At 65.6% G+C, this 13763-nt stretch carries 14 protein-coding genes and 1 tRNA gene; 7 read left to right on the forward strand and 8 right to left on the reverse strand.

All coding sequences use genetic code 11. The features are described from left to right. Positions 1 to 5 precede the first annotated feature (5 nt). Together trpE and C8K14_RS15450 are read right to left on the reverse strand one after the other, a co-directional pair. The gene (gene trpE, locus C8K14_RS15445; RefSeq protein ID WP_054130994.1) at positions 6 to 1550 is read right to left on the reverse strand and encodes an anthranilate synthase component I; all 1545 of its coding nucleotides are present in this window, start codon (positions 1548 to 1550) and stop codon (positions 6 to 8) included. A 4-nt stretch (positions 1551 to 1554) separates the two neighbouring features. Beyond that, positions 1555 to 3498 carry a peptidylprolyl isomerase gene (locus tag C8K14_RS15450; protein ID WP_107717351.1) on the reverse strand — a complete coding sequence of 648 codons (1944 nt, stop codon included), beginning with the start codon at positions 3496 to 3498 and terminating at the stop codon, positions 1555 to 1557. A gap of 246 nt (positions 3499 to 3744) precedes the next feature. Between C8K14_RS15450 and tpiA the strand changes: the two genes are divergently transcribed. The 3 genes from tpiA to C8K14_RS15465 all read left to right on the forward strand — a co-directional run bounded on the left by tpiA (position 3745) and on the right by C8K14_RS15465 (position 6812). Further along, positions 3745 to 4515 (forward strand): triose-phosphate isomerase, encoded by a 771-nt coding sequence (gene tpiA, locus C8K14_RS15455; protein WP_107717353.1) that lies wholly within the window; start codon positions 3745 to 3747, stop codon positions 4513 to 4515. A gap of 73 nt (positions 4516 to 4588) precedes the next feature. Further along, positions 4589 to 4975, forward strand: coding sequence for a preprotein translocase subunit SecG (gene secG, locus C8K14_RS15460; protein ID WP_022675537.1), 387 nt, complete (start codon positions 4589 to 4591; stop codon positions 4973 to 4975). Positions 4976 to 5180: 205 nt separating this feature from the next. Further along, complete coding sequence (locus C8K14_RS15465) at positions 5181 to 6812, forward strand: CTP synthase (RefSeq protein WP_022675538.1); 1632 nt, start codon at positions 5181 to 5183, stop codon at positions 6810 to 6812. 199 nt (positions 6813 to 7011) lie between these two features. Here the strand turns inward: C8K14_RS15465 and C8K14_RS15470 are convergent, their stop codons facing one another. Then, positions 7012 to 7476, reverse strand: a complete 465-nt coding sequence (locus C8K14_RS15470) for an Hsp20 family protein (protein ID WP_028657657.1) — start codon at positions 7474 to 7476, stop codon at positions 7012 to 7014. Between the two features lie 171 nt (positions 7477 to 7647). Here C8K14_RS15470 and grxC point away from each other — a divergent pair, with 171 nt between their 5' ends. The 4 genes from grxC to C8K14_RS15490 all read left to right on the forward strand — a co-directional run bounded on the left by grxC (position 7648) and on the right by C8K14_RS15490 (position 9436). Further along, positions 7648 to 7923, forward strand: a complete 276-nt coding sequence (gene grxC / locus C8K14_RS15475; protein WP_028657658.1) for a glutaredoxin 3 — start codon at positions 7648 to 7650, stop codon at positions 7921 to 7923. An 8-nt stretch (positions 7924 to 7931) separates the two neighbouring features. Continuing rightward, positions 7932 to 8783, forward strand: coding sequence for a carbon-nitrogen hydrolase family protein (locus tag C8K14_RS15480; protein WP_107717356.1), 852 nt, complete (start codon positions 7932 to 7934; stop codon positions 8781 to 8783). Beyond that, positions 8780 to 9280, forward strand: coding sequence for a DUF1178 family protein (locus C8K14_RS15485; protein WP_107717358.1), 501 nt, complete (start codon positions 8780 to 8782; stop codon positions 9278 to 9280). The genes C8K14_RS15480 and C8K14_RS15485 overlap by 4 nt, the downstream gene beginning before the upstream one ends. Before the next feature lie 79 nt (positions 9281 to 9359). Then, positions 9360 to 9436 (forward strand) — tRNA-Arg (locus tag C8K14_RS15490). Positions 9437 to 9481: 45 nt separating this feature from the next. Here the strand turns inward: C8K14_RS15490 and C8K14_RS15495 are convergent. From C8K14_RS15495 to C8K14_RS15515, 5 genes are all read right to left on the reverse strand, one after another. Continuing rightward, positions 9482 to 9910: a hypothetical protein gene (locus tag C8K14_RS15495; protein WP_054130999.1), complete on the reverse strand. Its 429-nt coding sequence runs from the start codon at positions 9908 to 9910 to the stop codon at positions 9482 to 9484. 87 nt (positions 9911 to 9997) lie between these two features. Beyond that, positions 9998 to 10417 carry a GNAT family N-acetyltransferase gene (locus C8K14_RS15500; protein WP_022675544.1) on the reverse strand — a complete coding sequence of 140 codons (420 nt, stop codon included), beginning with the start codon at positions 10415 to 10417 and terminating at the stop codon, positions 9998 to 10000. A gap of 57 nt (positions 10418 to 10474) precedes the next feature. After that, positions 10475 to 11125, reverse strand: coding sequence for a TadE/TadG family type IV pilus assembly protein (locus C8K14_RS15505; protein ID WP_022675545.1), 651 nt, complete (start codon positions 11123 to 11125; stop codon positions 10475 to 10477). Next, positions 11119 to 11721, reverse strand: coding sequence for a TadE/TadG family type IV pilus assembly protein (locus tag C8K14_RS15510; protein WP_054131000.1), 603 nt, complete (start codon positions 11719 to 11721; stop codon positions 11119 to 11121). Before C8K14_RS15510 ends, C8K14_RS15505 begins: the two co-directional genes overlap by 7 nt. After that, entirely contained in the window at positions 11718 to 13496 is a 1779-nt protein-coding gene (locus C8K14_RS15515; protein ID WP_158272941.1) for a TadE/TadG family type IV pilus assembly protein, read from the reverse strand. The genes C8K14_RS15510 and C8K14_RS15515 overlap by 4 nt, the downstream gene beginning before the upstream one ends. Positions 13497 to 13763: the final 267 nt, after the last annotated feature.

Here is a 13763-nt window from a genome sequence, read left to right on the forward strand (position 1 = left end):
GTGAGTCACTGCCCGAACGCCGGCTCTGCCGCAACGCGGATCGCCTCGCGCGCGGCGGCGAACAGGGCGCCAGACTTGTGTTCGCATTCGCGCTGTTCGGCCGTCGGGTCGCTGTCGGCCACGATGCCGGCGCCGGCCTGGACGTGCATCACGCCATCCTTGAGTACGGCGGTACGCAGCACGATGCAGCTATCGACCGAGCCATCGGGCGCGAAATAGCCGACCCCGCCGGCATAGGCGCCGCGCGTTTCGGGTTCGAGTTCGGCGATGATTTCGCACGCCCGCACCTTGGGCGCGCCGCTGACCGTGCCGGCGGGGAAGCCGGCGAGCAAGGCATCGACCGAATCCGCGCGCTTGGCATCGAGCTGGCCGACCACGTTCGAGACGATGTGCATCACGTGGCTATAGCGTTCGATCGTATAGCTTTCGGTGACCTTGACCGTGCCGGCGGCGGCCACGCGGCCCACGTCGTTGCGGCCGAGATCGAGCAGCATGAGATGCTCGGCGCGTTCCTTGGGATCGGCCAGCAGGCTTTCCTCGTTGGCGCGGTCTTCGGCCGGGGTGGCGCCGCGCGGGCGGGTGCCGGCGATCGGGCGGATGGTCACTTCGCCATCGCGGATACGCACGAGGATTTCCGGGCTCGATCCGATCAGGGCAAAGCCGGGCAGATCGAGGAAATAGAGGAACGGCGAAGGGTTGATCCGCCGCAGCGCGCGATAGAGCGCCATGGGCGGCAAGGGGAACGGCGCGGTGAAGCGCTGCGCCAGCACCACTTGGAAGATATCGCCGGCGGTGATGTAGTCGCGCGCGCGGGCCACCATCTGGCCATAGCGTTCGGGCGCCATCTGCGGCTCGCGCACCAGATCGACGGTTTTGGGCAGGCGCGGATCTGCGGGCAGGGGGCCATGCAGGCGCGCCAGCGTGGCATCGATGCGATCAGTCGCACGCTCGACCAAGGCCTGCGGTGTGCCGCCCTCGGCCCACACCGGGGCAACGGCGGTGAGTTCGTCGGTCAGGCGATCAAACACCAGGAGCACGGTGGGGCGCACGAACAGCATGTCGGGCAGTTCCAGCGCGCTTTGCGGGGCGCGTGGCAGCTTTTCCACCAGGCCAATGGTTTCATAGCCGAAATAGCCGACCAGGCAGGCCAGCGTGGGCGGCAGGCCTTCCGGCACATCGATCCGGCAGCGTTCGACCAGCGCGCGCAATTCGGCCAGGCTGTTGCCCGGCAGCGCGGCGAAGGCGGCGCGGTCGGTCTGCCAGGCGGCGTTGATCTGCGCGGTTTCACCCGTGGCGCGGAACACCAGATCGGGATCGAGCCCGACCAGGCTGTAGCGGCCACGCACTTCGCCGCCCTGGACCGATTCCAGCAGGAAATCGCCGCGTTCCGGCTCGAACAGCTTGCGCGCGGCGCTGACCGGGGTTTCGCTGTCGGCAATCAGCTTGCGCCAGACCAGCGCCGGCTTTCCGGCCGCCAGCGCGGCAAGGGCCGCCGCGCTGTTTTCGGGCTGGGCGCCGGTTGGCGCAGGACGCGACAGGATCGTGGTCATGGTCTTACTGGTTACCGACAAGCTTGGTATTGAGCGCACGCAGCGCGGTTTCGTTGCGGGTCACGCCCACCTGGTTGCGGATCGCGGTGCGCAGTTCCTCGGCCACTTCGCGGCCCATATCGAGGCCGAACTGCTTGCCAGCCTGCGCCAGGAACGGATCGCCTGCGGGGATGACGCCGGGCGTCACGGTCTTGAGCGAAACCACGTAGAAGCCGGCATTGCCCGGTGCGGCGAGCGGCTTGGCCGTGCCCTTGGACATGGCGAACAGCAGCACCAGCGGCGGGGGCAACTGGCGGCCGCTTTGCTGCATGGCCGCAAGCTGTTCGCGCGTGATCGCCACCGGCTGCGCGGGCGGCAGAGTCACGCCCAGACCCTTGAGTGCGTCAGCCAGCGAGATGCCCTTGGCCATGGCGGCAAGCACCTTGGCCGAGGCATCCTTGGCCTTGGCGGCGCCCTGTTCGGTGGCATAGTCGCGCGCGACCTGGTCCTTGATCTGGTCAAGCGGCGCGGGGGCGGCAGGCATGATCTGGCCCACGTCGAAGATCGCGATGCGCTTGCCATCGGCGAGCGGCGCAACCTGGCCTTCGCCTTCATGCTCCAGCGCAAAGGCGCCTTGCAGCAGGGCGGCAACATCGGCCGGGGCCTTTTGCCCAGGCTGGCCGAACACGCTGCCGTCGGCAGTGAGGGCGGGAGTGGTGGTCAGCGTCACGCCCTGGGCCTTGGCCACATCAGCGAGGCCGGTGTGGTTTTCGAACTGCTCTTCCAGGCGGGAAGACAGATCGAGCAGCGCGGCGTGGCGCTTTTCGGTGGTCAGTTCCGCCACCAGTTCGGGGCGGGCCTGTTCCAGCGTCTTGCCCGGCTTCTTGACGATGGCATCGACGCGAATGACGTGCCAGCCAAGTCCGCTCTTGGCCGGCGTGGCCACCTTGCCCTGGGCGGCGGCGAAGACCGCATCGGCGACGGCGGCAGAGCTTTGCGCGGCGAGCTTGTCACGCGTGAGATCGGCGATCTTGCTGGCGGCAAGGCCCTTGGCGCGGGCAGCGGCCTCGATGCTGGTGCCGGCAGAAACCTGCGCGGCCAGCGCCTGGGCGGCTTGCTCGGTCGGCACGACGACCTGGGTTACCGTGCGGGTTTCGCTGGGCGCATAGACATCGGCCTTCGCCTTGTAGCGGGCGGCAATGTCAGCGTCGCTGGGGGCAGGCACGTTGGCCAGGCTCGCTTCATCGATCACGGCATAGCGCACGGTGCGGCGCTCGGGCTGCTGATAGCGGGCGGCGTTGGCCTTGTAATAGGTGGCCAGCACGGCATCGCTCGGCTTGTCCTTGCCGGCAAAGGCGATGCTGGGCAGGAAGGCAATGTCGCCCTCGCGCTTTTCCTTGAGCATCGCGGCATAGCGCGCCACGGCCGAGGCGGGCATGGCGGCGCCCGGCGCCACCGGCGACAGCACCTGGCGGACGATCAGGCTTTGCGTGATCGACTTGCGCACGGCGGCATCGGTCATCCCGCGCTGGGCGAGGAACGCGCGATAGACCGCGTCGCTGAACTTGCCATCGGGGCCCTGGAACGCGGGCTGCTTGGCGATTTCGCTGTCGACCAGACGATCGCTGACGCCCATGCCGTTCTTGGCGGCCCATTCCTGCATCGCGGCACGATCAGCCAGGCCGGAAAGGGCATCGTTCATCACGCCCTGGGCCAGGAACTGGCGCATCGTCAGCGTCGGGTTCTGCTCGCGCTCCTGCTCGAACGCGGTGGTGATGGTCTTGCCCAGTTCGTCCACGCCAACCTTGGCATGGCCGACCTTGGCTGCTGCCTCACCGTCCGAAGACTGGCCGACACGCAGGCCGCTCACGTCGGCGCCGGCAAAGGCCAGGGCAAGAAGACCGATGAACACCAGGGCGAAAAGCGCGCCGATGCGGGAATGGATCAGTTTACGAAACAGCGAGAGCATGGGATGCGATCAAATCCGCCTGATGACTTGGATTGGCCTGCCTTAGGAGGCTTGGACCGATCCCGCAATGCCTCTGGCAGGGCACATGCCGCCCAAGCACTTCATCGCGGGGGCCTTGCGCTGGCGGGGCAATTGCAGGCAAGGGGGTTGGCACGGAATCGGGCCTGACAACGCGCCACCGCACAACAACCGGCGCGGCAATCCCGATTTTCGGCGGGCACACAGAACGAGGGATCAAAGCCAGCCATGGCGCAACGACCATATATCGTCGGCAACTGGAAGATGAACGGCAGCCGGGTCATGCTGGCCGAGGCGCGCGCGATCGACCGCGCTGCTGCCCGCCATCCGCAGGTAGATATCGCCCTGGCGCCGCCGTTCCCGCTGATCGGCCTGCTGCGCGAGGCCGTGACCGGCATCGGCGTGGGCGGGCAGGATTGCCATACCGAGGCCAAGGGCGCTCATACCGGTGATGTTTCGGCCGCCATGCTGGCCGATATCGGTGCTGATTTCGTGATCCTGGGTCACAGCGAGCGCCGCCGCGACCATGGCGAGAGCAATGCGCTGGTGCGCGCCAAGGCCGATGCCGCGCTGGCGGCCGGGCTGGGCGTGATCATCTGCGTGGGCGAAACGCTGGAAGAGCGTGACGCCGGCCGCGCCGAAGATGTGGTGGCCAGCCAGGTCGACCATTCCCTGCCGCAGGGCGAAGTGGCACTAGAAGCCGTCGCCGGTGGCAAGCTGGCCGTTGCCTATGAACCGGTATGGGCGATCGGCACCGGCCGTGTGGCCGATGTCGAGGATGTGATTGCCATGCACGCCGCAGTGCGGGCGCGGCTTCATGCCGCCTATGACGAAGCCGGCGCGCGCCCGCGCATTCTTTATGGCGGGTCCGTCAATGCCGGCAACGCCGCTGCATTGCTGGCTGCGCCCGAGGTGGGCGGGGCGCTGGTTGGCGGGGCAAGCCTGACGGCCGATGCCTTCCTGCCGATCGTGGCGGCCGCTGGCGCCGGCGAAGGCTGAGCGCAAAATTCGGCCCCTTGCGCAAGGGCGCCCGGCGCCCTAAGTGCGCCGCAACAGTTTCAGGCGGAACCTCATGTCGCTCTTTATCTTCCTCACCGTTATCCAGGCGCTGGTGGCTGCCGCCCTGGTTGGCGTGATTCTCATCCAGAAGTCCGAAGGCGGCGGCCTGGGCGTGGGCGGCAGCCCGGCTGGCTTCATGTCGGCACGCGGCGCGGCCGATTTCCTCACGCGCGTCACCTCGATCCTGGCGGTTCTGTTCGTCGGGCTAAGCATCGTGCTGGCGGCCATGGCCGTCAACGCCGGTGGCAGCCGCACGCTCGACACGTCGCTCCAGCGCACGGCCGATCCGCTGGCCGGCCAGGCCCAGCAGCCGGTTGCGCCCGCTGCCCCGGCGGCTGATCCTTCGGCCGCAGCCCCTGCTGCGCCGGCCGATCCGCTTGGTGGTGCCGCCAAGCAGTAACCCTATGCAAGCATGAAACCAGGCGTTCCCGCCCCGCAGGCGGGGGCGCCGGTTTTGTTTTTGCGGTCCCTTTCGTGATGCCTGCGCGTGCCTGCAACGGGCATGCGTGGTATTGCGGTTCGCCCTTGCGCCTGTGGATTGCCACGCTGTTCGGCGTCGGTTCTGCTTGCGCTCCCCTCCCTTCTGACGCTAAGGCCCAACTCCCATGGCGCGGTACATTTTTATCACCGGCGGCGTGGTCTCCTCGCTCGGCAAAGGTCTCATGGCGGCAAGCCTCGCGGCGCTGCTTCAGGCACGTGGCTATCGAGTGCGGATCCGCAAGTTCGATCCCTATCTCAACGTCGATCCGGGCACGATGAGCCCGTATCAGCACGGCGAGGTCTTCGTCACCGACGACGGCGCAGAGACCGACCTGGACCTTGGCCACTACGAGCGTTTCACCGGCGTTTCGGCCCGCCAGGCCGACAACATCACCTCGGGCCGCATCTATCGCGACATCATCGCCAAGGAACGCCGCGGCGATTACCTGGGCGCAACCGTGCAGGTGATCCCGCACGTGACCGACGCGATCAAGGACTTTGCCCAGGCCGAAACCGAAGACCTCGATTTCGTGCTGTGCGAAATCGGCGGCACGGTGGGCGACATCGAAGGCCTGCCGTTCATCGAGGCGCTGCGCCAGCTGCATAACGAGCTGGACCGCGACCAGACCTGCTTCGTCCACGTGACGCTGGTGCCCTATATCGCGGCCGCTGGCGAGTTGAAGACCAAGCCGACCCAGCACTCCGTGCGCGAGCTGACCGGCCTTGGCATCCAGCCCGATATCCTGCTGTGCCGCTGTGAAAAGCCGCTGCCCGATGGCGAACGCGCCAAGATCGCGCAGTTCTGCAACGTGCGCAAATCGGCGGTGATTCCGGCGCTTGACGCCAGCAGCATCTATGCCGTGCCACTGCAGTATCACGCCGAAGGCCTCGACGCCGAAGTACTGCGCCATTTCGGCATGACGGCACCGCAGCCGGACCTGGCGGTGTGGGACGATATCGTCGATCGCTATCAGAACCCGGAAGGCGAAGTGACGATCGGCGTGGTCGGCAAGTATGTCGGCCTGCAGGACGCCTACAAGTCGCTCAACGAGGCGCTGGCCCACGGCGGCATGGCCAACCGCGTCAAGGTCAACGTGCGCTGGATCGACGCCGAACTGTTCGAGCGCGAAGACAGCGAGATTGCCGCGCACCTCGAGCCCATGCATGGCATCCTGGTGCCCGGCGGCTTTGGCGAGCGCGGCTCGGAAGGCAAGATCGCCAGCGTGCGCTTTGCCCGCGAGCGCGACGTGCCGTTCTTCGGCATTTGCCTGGGCATGCAGATGGCCTGCATCGAGGGCGCGCGCAACACTGCCGGCATCGCCGAGGCGTCTTCCACCGAGTTCGGCCCGACCAAGGAACCGGTGGTGGGCATCATCACCGAATGGATGACCGCCGAAGGCCTGGAAAAGCGCGAAGCCGGTGGCGATCTGGGCGGCACCATGCGCCTGGGCGCCTATGAAGCGCACCTGGCCGGCAACAGCCATGTGTCGAGCATCTATGACGCCACCACGATCAGCGAGCGCCATCGCCACCGCTATGAAGTGAACGTCGCCTATCGCGATGCGCTGGAGCAGGGCGGCCTGCGCTTTTCGGGCATGTCGCCCGATGGCCTGCTGCCCGAAATCGTCGAGCGTCCCGATCATCCGTTCTTCATCGGCGTGCAGTTCCACCCCGAACTGAAGAGCCGCCCGTTCGATCCGCACCCGCTGTTCAAGAGCTTTATCGCTGCTGCAGTGAAGCAGGCGCGGCTGGTTTGATTTTCTAGTTTCGTTTCAGGCGTCCACCACCCCCCGACCCCCTCCTCTAAAGAGGCGGGGGAGCAAACGGAAAAAGCCCCATCCTCTTTATACGAGGGGGTTGGGGGTGGTGCGAAGCCTTGCACAAACCCAAACCCATGCAGAAAGGGGCGCTGGCCGCATTGGCCAGCGCCCCTTCGCGTTTCCTCAGGTCAATGGATCAGGCGGCCGCGCTGGCGTCGCCACCTTCCACCACCGACAGGGCCTTCTGGTTGCCGATCAGCACCTTCTTGGGCTTCATCGCCTCGGGCACTTCGCGCACCAGGTCGATGGTCAGCAGACCATCGGCGAGGTCGGCCGCGCTCACCCGCACGAAATCGGCGAGTTCGAAGCGGCGTTCGAAGCTGCGGTTGGCAATGCCCAGGTGCAGGTACTGCTTGTCGGTCAGATCGGCCTTGCTGCCCTTGACCACCAGCAGGTTCTGCTGCGCGGTGATATCGAGGTCTTCCGGCTTGAAACCGGCCACGGCCAGCGTGATGCGATAGGCATCCTCACCCTGGCGCTCGATATTGAAGGGGGGATAGTTGTCGCCGGCATTGGCGCGGGCCTGGCGTTCGAGCAGGTCGAACAGGCGATCGAAACCCACGGTGGTGCGGCGATAGGGGGTGAAATCAAAACGGTTCATGGCAATATCCTCAATCAGAGCAATCTGCACATGCCCCTGCCCGGGAAACTCCGGCGCTGGGGCGGGTTTAACGTGGCGTGCCCGTCTTGCGGCGCACGTCACAAACGACCATGTGTGGGCTGCACCGCGCATTTCAAGGCCCCCGGTTTCACCAATTTCATCGGAGCGAACATGACCCAGTCCCCAAGCCCCAAGGTCGAAATCTATACCAAGTGGGGTTGCCCCTATTGCGTGCGCGCCAAGGCCCTGCTCGATGAAAAGGGCGTGGCCTATGAAGAATATGACGTGACTATGGGCGGCCCCAAGCGCGCCGAAATGGTCGAGCGGGCGCCTGGTGCCGCTACCGTGCCGCAGATCTTCGTCAACGATCAGGCACTGGGCGGCAGCGACGATCTCCAGGCGCTCGACCGCGCCGGCAAGCTCGACGCGCTGCTCGGCCTGGCCTGACCTTGGGCATGAACGCGCCCGTGCGTGTGGCGCTGTTGCAGATGACCAGCGGGATCGACCCGCTGGTCAATGCCGCAACCATTGCCGATGCGGCCGCCCGCGCGGCGGGGGAAGGGGCAGCGATGCTGTTCACCCCGGAAATGGCCGGGCTGATCGATCGGGACCGCGCCCGCGCGACGCTGCATATCGTGGCCGAAGCGGCCAACCCGGTGCTGGCTGCCGCACAAGAGGCGGCGGCACGCCATGGCATCTGGGTGCATCTGGGCTCGCTCGCGATCCGGCCGGATCAGCCGGCAGAGGGCGGCGACGCACGCTGGGCCAACCGCGCCTTCGTGATCGACGGCGCCGGCCAGATCGCGGCCCGCTATGACAAGATGCACATGTTCGACGTGGACCTGGCCACGGGCGAAACCTGGCGCGAATCGGCCGCCTATCGTCCTGGTGATGCCGTAGTCACGGTCGAAACCCCGGTCGGCCGCCTGGGCCTGGCGATCTGCTATGACATCCGCTTTCCGGCCTTGTTCGAGGCATTGGGCCAAGCCCGCTGCGATTGCATCGCCATCCCCGCCGCCTTCACCGTGCCCACGGGCGCCGCGCACTGGCACCTGATGCAGCGCGCCCGCGCGGTGGAGGCCAGCGCCTTCGTGATCAGCGCAGCGCAGACCGGCCGGCATGAAGACGGGCGCGATACCTATGGCCATAGCCTGGTGGTCGATCCCTGGGGTGATGTGCTGCTCGACATGGGCGGCAATGCCGGCCTGGGCCTTGCGGAAATCGACCTGGGGCGCCTGGCTGCGGTGCGCCAGCAACTGCCCAGTCTTGCCAACAGGCGCGCCGTGCCCATATCGCGCGCACCATGATTGTCTTCGATCTGCAATGCACCGGCGGCCAGCACCGTTTCGAAGGGTGGTTCGCCTCCTCGGCCGATTATGCTCGCCAGCAGGAACGCGGCCTGGTCACCTGCCCGATGTGTGGCAGCGGCGAGGTGATCAAGGCCGTGATGGCCCCGGCCGTGGGGCGCAAGGGCAACCAGGCGCCGGCCTTGCCCGTGCCAAGCCCGGCGGACGCTGCGCCCGCCGCTGCGGCGCCGGCCAAGTCGTCCCCGCCAGCAAAGCTGCCGCCAGAAGCGTTGGCGATGCTGCGCGCCGTGGCCCTGGCCCAGGCCGAGGCGATCAAGTCATCGACCTGGGTCGGCGATTCCTTTGCCGACGATGCCCGCGCCATGCACTATGGCGACAAGGACGCGGCGCCGATCCACGGCCAGGCCACCGCGCAAGAAGCGCGGGAATTGCTGGACGAGGGCATTGCCGTGGCGCCGCTGCTGATCCCCGTAGTGCCGCCGGGCGAAGCGAACTGACCACGGGCCTGGCCCATGCGGGCAGGGCTGCGCAAACGCACATTGCCTTGCCGCAACCACGCCCCTAAGAGAGGCGCGGGCGCCCGTAGCTCAGCAGGATAGAGCACCAGATTCCTAATCTGGGGGCCATGGGTTCGAATCCCGTCGGGCGCACCAACACCAGGCCGGTCCTGCCAAGGGCCGGCTTTTTTGCGATCGCGATCAGCGTGGGCTGCCGATGCCCTTGCGGCCGAATACAGGGCGCGGTGGTGCCGGTTGGGCGGCGTTGTCCTCGATCGGGGGTGGCGGCGCGCTGGCGCGCTGGGCCAGATGGCGCGCGATGATGGCGTCGGGATCGAAATCGGATTTGGCTGGCAAGTCTTCCAGGCCGGGCGCAGCGGTGGCGCGCGGCCGCGTTTGCGCCGGTTGCATCAGGCGGCGCAGCGAAATCAGGCCGCCCAGCGCCGATGCGGCGGCAAGGGCCCAGACGCCGATGACTGCCGATTGTCCCACCCCAAACGCCCCGGCATCTGGGCCGGCATCCTGCAATTGCCAGGCGCTGACGCCCCACAGGATGGCCGAGCCGAACGCGCCGATCATGCGCAGGGCGTGGCCGGTGTTGCGGCCGGTTTTGACGAGTGTCTTGAACATGCGCCGGCACTTCCCCCGCAGCCGTCAGGCTGATCACGGTGTGTGGTGTACGCCGGCAATCGTGCAGGAAAGGTTGCCGTGCGCCGCCTAAAGCCGCTTTTGCAGAAAGAACCGGCTTTGCCCGCGCGGATGGTCATCAAGCTGGCCGAACACGGCATAGCCGAGCTTTTCATAGAAGCGCGGCGCCTGGAATGCATAAGTATCGAGCCAGATGCCGACGCAGCCCTGCGCCCGGGCATGCGCTTCGGCCTGGTGCATCAAGGCTTCGCCATGGCCTTGGCCACGGTGCGCATCAGGCACGGCGAGCAGCTCGATGAACAGCCAGTCGTAGGAAATCTTGCCCCACAGGCCGCCGACTTCGACGCCGTCGGCATCGGTCAGCATCAGGGCGAGGGACGACAGGCCCGGATCACCCCCCTCGCGCACGTTGTACACGCGCAGCGGCGCCAGGATCGCTTCGCGCTGGGCAGGGGTCGGTTCGGCGGCATGGACAATCGTCAGCGACATGGCCGCGGCTCATGGCGTCTAACCACGAAGGTGACAATCACAAAGCGGTTGAAACGCTCAGCACGTTGCCGGTGTGACCGCAGGCGCCGGGTTGTAGATCTGCGTCAGATCGCGATCGTCACGAACATACATCGCCGCGTCCTTGCGGATAACGGTGGTTTTGAACACCGTGCCGAAAAACAAGGGTTGGTAGTTGTAGGCCACTTCCACGTACATCATCGCATAAGGGCTTTCGACCGTGATGGGGGTGGGCTGCCCCATGCCGGCAAAGCTGGTGCCGGTGCTGCCCGTGCCCTGGACGCCATAGCGCGAGACGTACTTGTTGCTGCCCCAGCAACGCTGCCAGTGAATCCATTGGCCGCCCGAGCTGTTGGTTTCCAGGCTGGAGAGGATCACCCGGCCGTTGACGGGAAAATTGAGGTCTTCCACCGAAAGCGCGGCGCCGGTGAATACCTGGTTCACGTCAAATTCGCGAAACATCGGCGCGCCGCCCACCACCGACTGCTTGGCGCGTGAAGCGTTGTCGGCCACCGAAATGGCCAACTGGTTGAGCCGGACATGCAGGATGCCCAGGTTTACCATTTCCATCGAGCCCAGGGCCATGACCATGACGAACGGCAGGCTGACGCCCAGTTCGACGACGGTAACCGCGCTGGTATTGCGCGCGAGACGGCGCAGGAGCGGGAAGAGAGAGCGACGCTTCAGCATATCTGGGTCACCGTACGAACGGTCTGCGTGGCAAAGGGCTGGTTGCGCAAGATCGTGCTGGCGCTCGCCGTCATGTTGGTTGGCAGGCCAAGCATGCTGGAAAAGCCGAACAGCGCGGTATAGTTCACCGTGACGGTATAGAGCACGACGTCGTTTGCGCCGCCCAGCCCGGTCTTGCCCATATCGGCATCCCAGACCCCGTTGCCATTGGCATCGTTGAAGCATTCGCCCTGATCGTATTGCCCGTTCTTGTTGGAATCGGTGAAGACTTCGGGCTGACCGACGTTGGTGAAATCGGTATAGTTGCGGCGCGAGAACGATACCGTGGCCCATGGCACGACATGCTGGATGCGCGTGGTGACCTCGCTGTCGATGGTGGTGGTCGAGGTTTGCGCGCTTTGCAGCGAGGAATCGCGCCCGGCGGCGTTGATCGTGCCGGTCAACACGGCCTGCACATAATAGGCCAGGCCCAGCTCCAGCAACACGGCCATGATCAGCAGCATGACCGGCGCAGCCAGCGCAAATTCCAGTGCGGTCACGCCCCGGGCATCGCGCCGCAGCCGGCGGACCATCTGGCGAAGCGCGAGGCCGGTCATTTGTTGAGCCGCAGGTTGGCCACCTGGCCGGCGATGTACTGGAACGTGGTGGTCAGCGCCGTGGTATTGGATGCGTAATAGGCGCGGTTGGCCGTGGCGCAGGCCTGCATCTGGGTTGTCAGGGTCTGGCCAAAGCCGATGACCCAGATGGTATAGCCCATGTTCTTGGCCAGGGTGCACGCCGCCAGGAAGCGGTTGTTGTGATAGTTGACGAGGTTCGACGCCGAGGTGGAGGTGGGCGCATCGCGGCCATCGTATTGCGTCACGCCCCACGCCGTATAGTTGGCGGGATAGTTTTCCATGGTGCCGTCGGTCATGAAGATGATGTGGCGGCTCACCGAGGGCAGATTGCCGGCATTGACGTTGCTGGCAAAGATCCCGTTGGGATTGCCCAGGCGCGCGCCCCACAGCATGCCGATGTCGTGATAGGTACCGCCGTTGGCGTAGAGGCTGTTGACGTAATTGTTCAGCCAAGTCGGCACGGTTTGCGGCGCCGTGGTATCCACCGTGGTGAACGGCAGCATCGACTGCGGGCAATAGCCTGTCTGGTTGGACATGTCGGTGGTCGTGTTGAGCGGCATGGAATAGCCGTTGAGATAGAACTCGAGGCTTTCCAGATAGGGCTTCCAGCTGGTGGCGTCGTTGGTTGGCGCGCTGGTCACGTCCATGTCGTAGGCGCCGCTGGGAATGGGCGACATCGATAGCTGCGGCACCGTGTTGCGCTCTTCGATGCAGCCACTCCAAGTATAGCTGGTGGTGGTGACATTGCCCACCGTGCCGGTGGCAGTGGTGCCGGTGGCGAGGTCGCGGATGGTGTAGTAGGGATTGGTGCTGGATGGCTTGGTCGTGACGTAGGATGCGCTCGATGCGTTGTTGCCGTTATAGAGCGTCACGCCCGTCGCCAGCGGCACCGAGCCGAATCCCTTGAACGCGGTCACGTCCATGGTCGTCTGGGCATAGCGATAGCTGATCGCGGGATATCGCGTCTGCTTGTTCACGGTGATGGGGGTGGTGCTGAACTGCACCAACTGGGTAATGTATGGCGAGCTGTTGACGAAATAGTTGCTGGGCATCGCGCCCGACGTCAGCAGCCCTTTGGCGTTGACCGTCATGGAATAGGGTACGAAGCCGAAGCGCACGCGGGTGTTGACCTTGTCGACCACCGCACCCGCCACCGTGGTATAAAACGAGCGGATCGCGTTCTGCAGGCCGACGATCTTGGAATCCGAACCGCTATAGCAATTGCCGCCCGACACATTGCAGGCCATCGACCCGGTCGTATCGAGCACGAACATGACGTCGGCATTGGCCATCTGCAATTCAGCGCTGCACTCCACGGTCATCGGCAGGCTGGAATAGTTGAACAGCTTCATCAGCGTGGTCGGCATCGTGGTGCTGGCCGTGCCGCTGACGTGGCCGGTGGTATCGGCGCTGGTGGTGAAAACCGCGGCAGAGCTTTCAGTGCGGTTTTCGTTGATGTTGAAGTTGAACATCTTGTTGGCCTTGGCCTGTTCGGCAGCGCCATAGACGCCCGAAGCCGCCATCGCCTTGCGTCCGGCAAGCACGCCTGCGTCGCAGGCGTCCTGAAGGCTGGTCTTGGTGAGATACGCGCGCGACATGTCCATGCCCAGGCCTGCCAGCGTGATCATCGTGAACGCCGTCAGCGTCATGATCGCCAGGGCATTGCCAGCCCGGTCCTTGGCCAGGCGGCCCATGAAGCCGCGGGCAGGACCCTGCGCGCGGTGCTGGCCGCGGCTGCCGCGATAGGCCTTCAAGCGCTGACGCAACCAACCCAAAAGCATGATCGAAACCTGAACCTTCCCGTTGCCGTGGCGCTGTCACGCACCACACCCCGGCGGCGATCATGCATCGGCAAGTGCTGCCGACCGGTTAATGTCTCGCGAAATTTTCCAACGCATTGCTACGCAGCGGCAGGCATCGTGCTGGAAGGGCAGGGTCTGCCGTGGTTAACGGGGGCAGGCGCAGCGGTTGGTGTGAGGGCGGCAGGGCCATCGCCGGACGCCGCGAAATTCTGCGGTTTT

Source organism: Novosphingobium sp. GV079 (assembly GCF_003058045.1).
GTDB lineage: Bacteria > Pseudomonadota > Alphaproteobacteria > Sphingomonadales > Sphingomonadaceae > Novosphingobium > Novosphingobium capsulatum.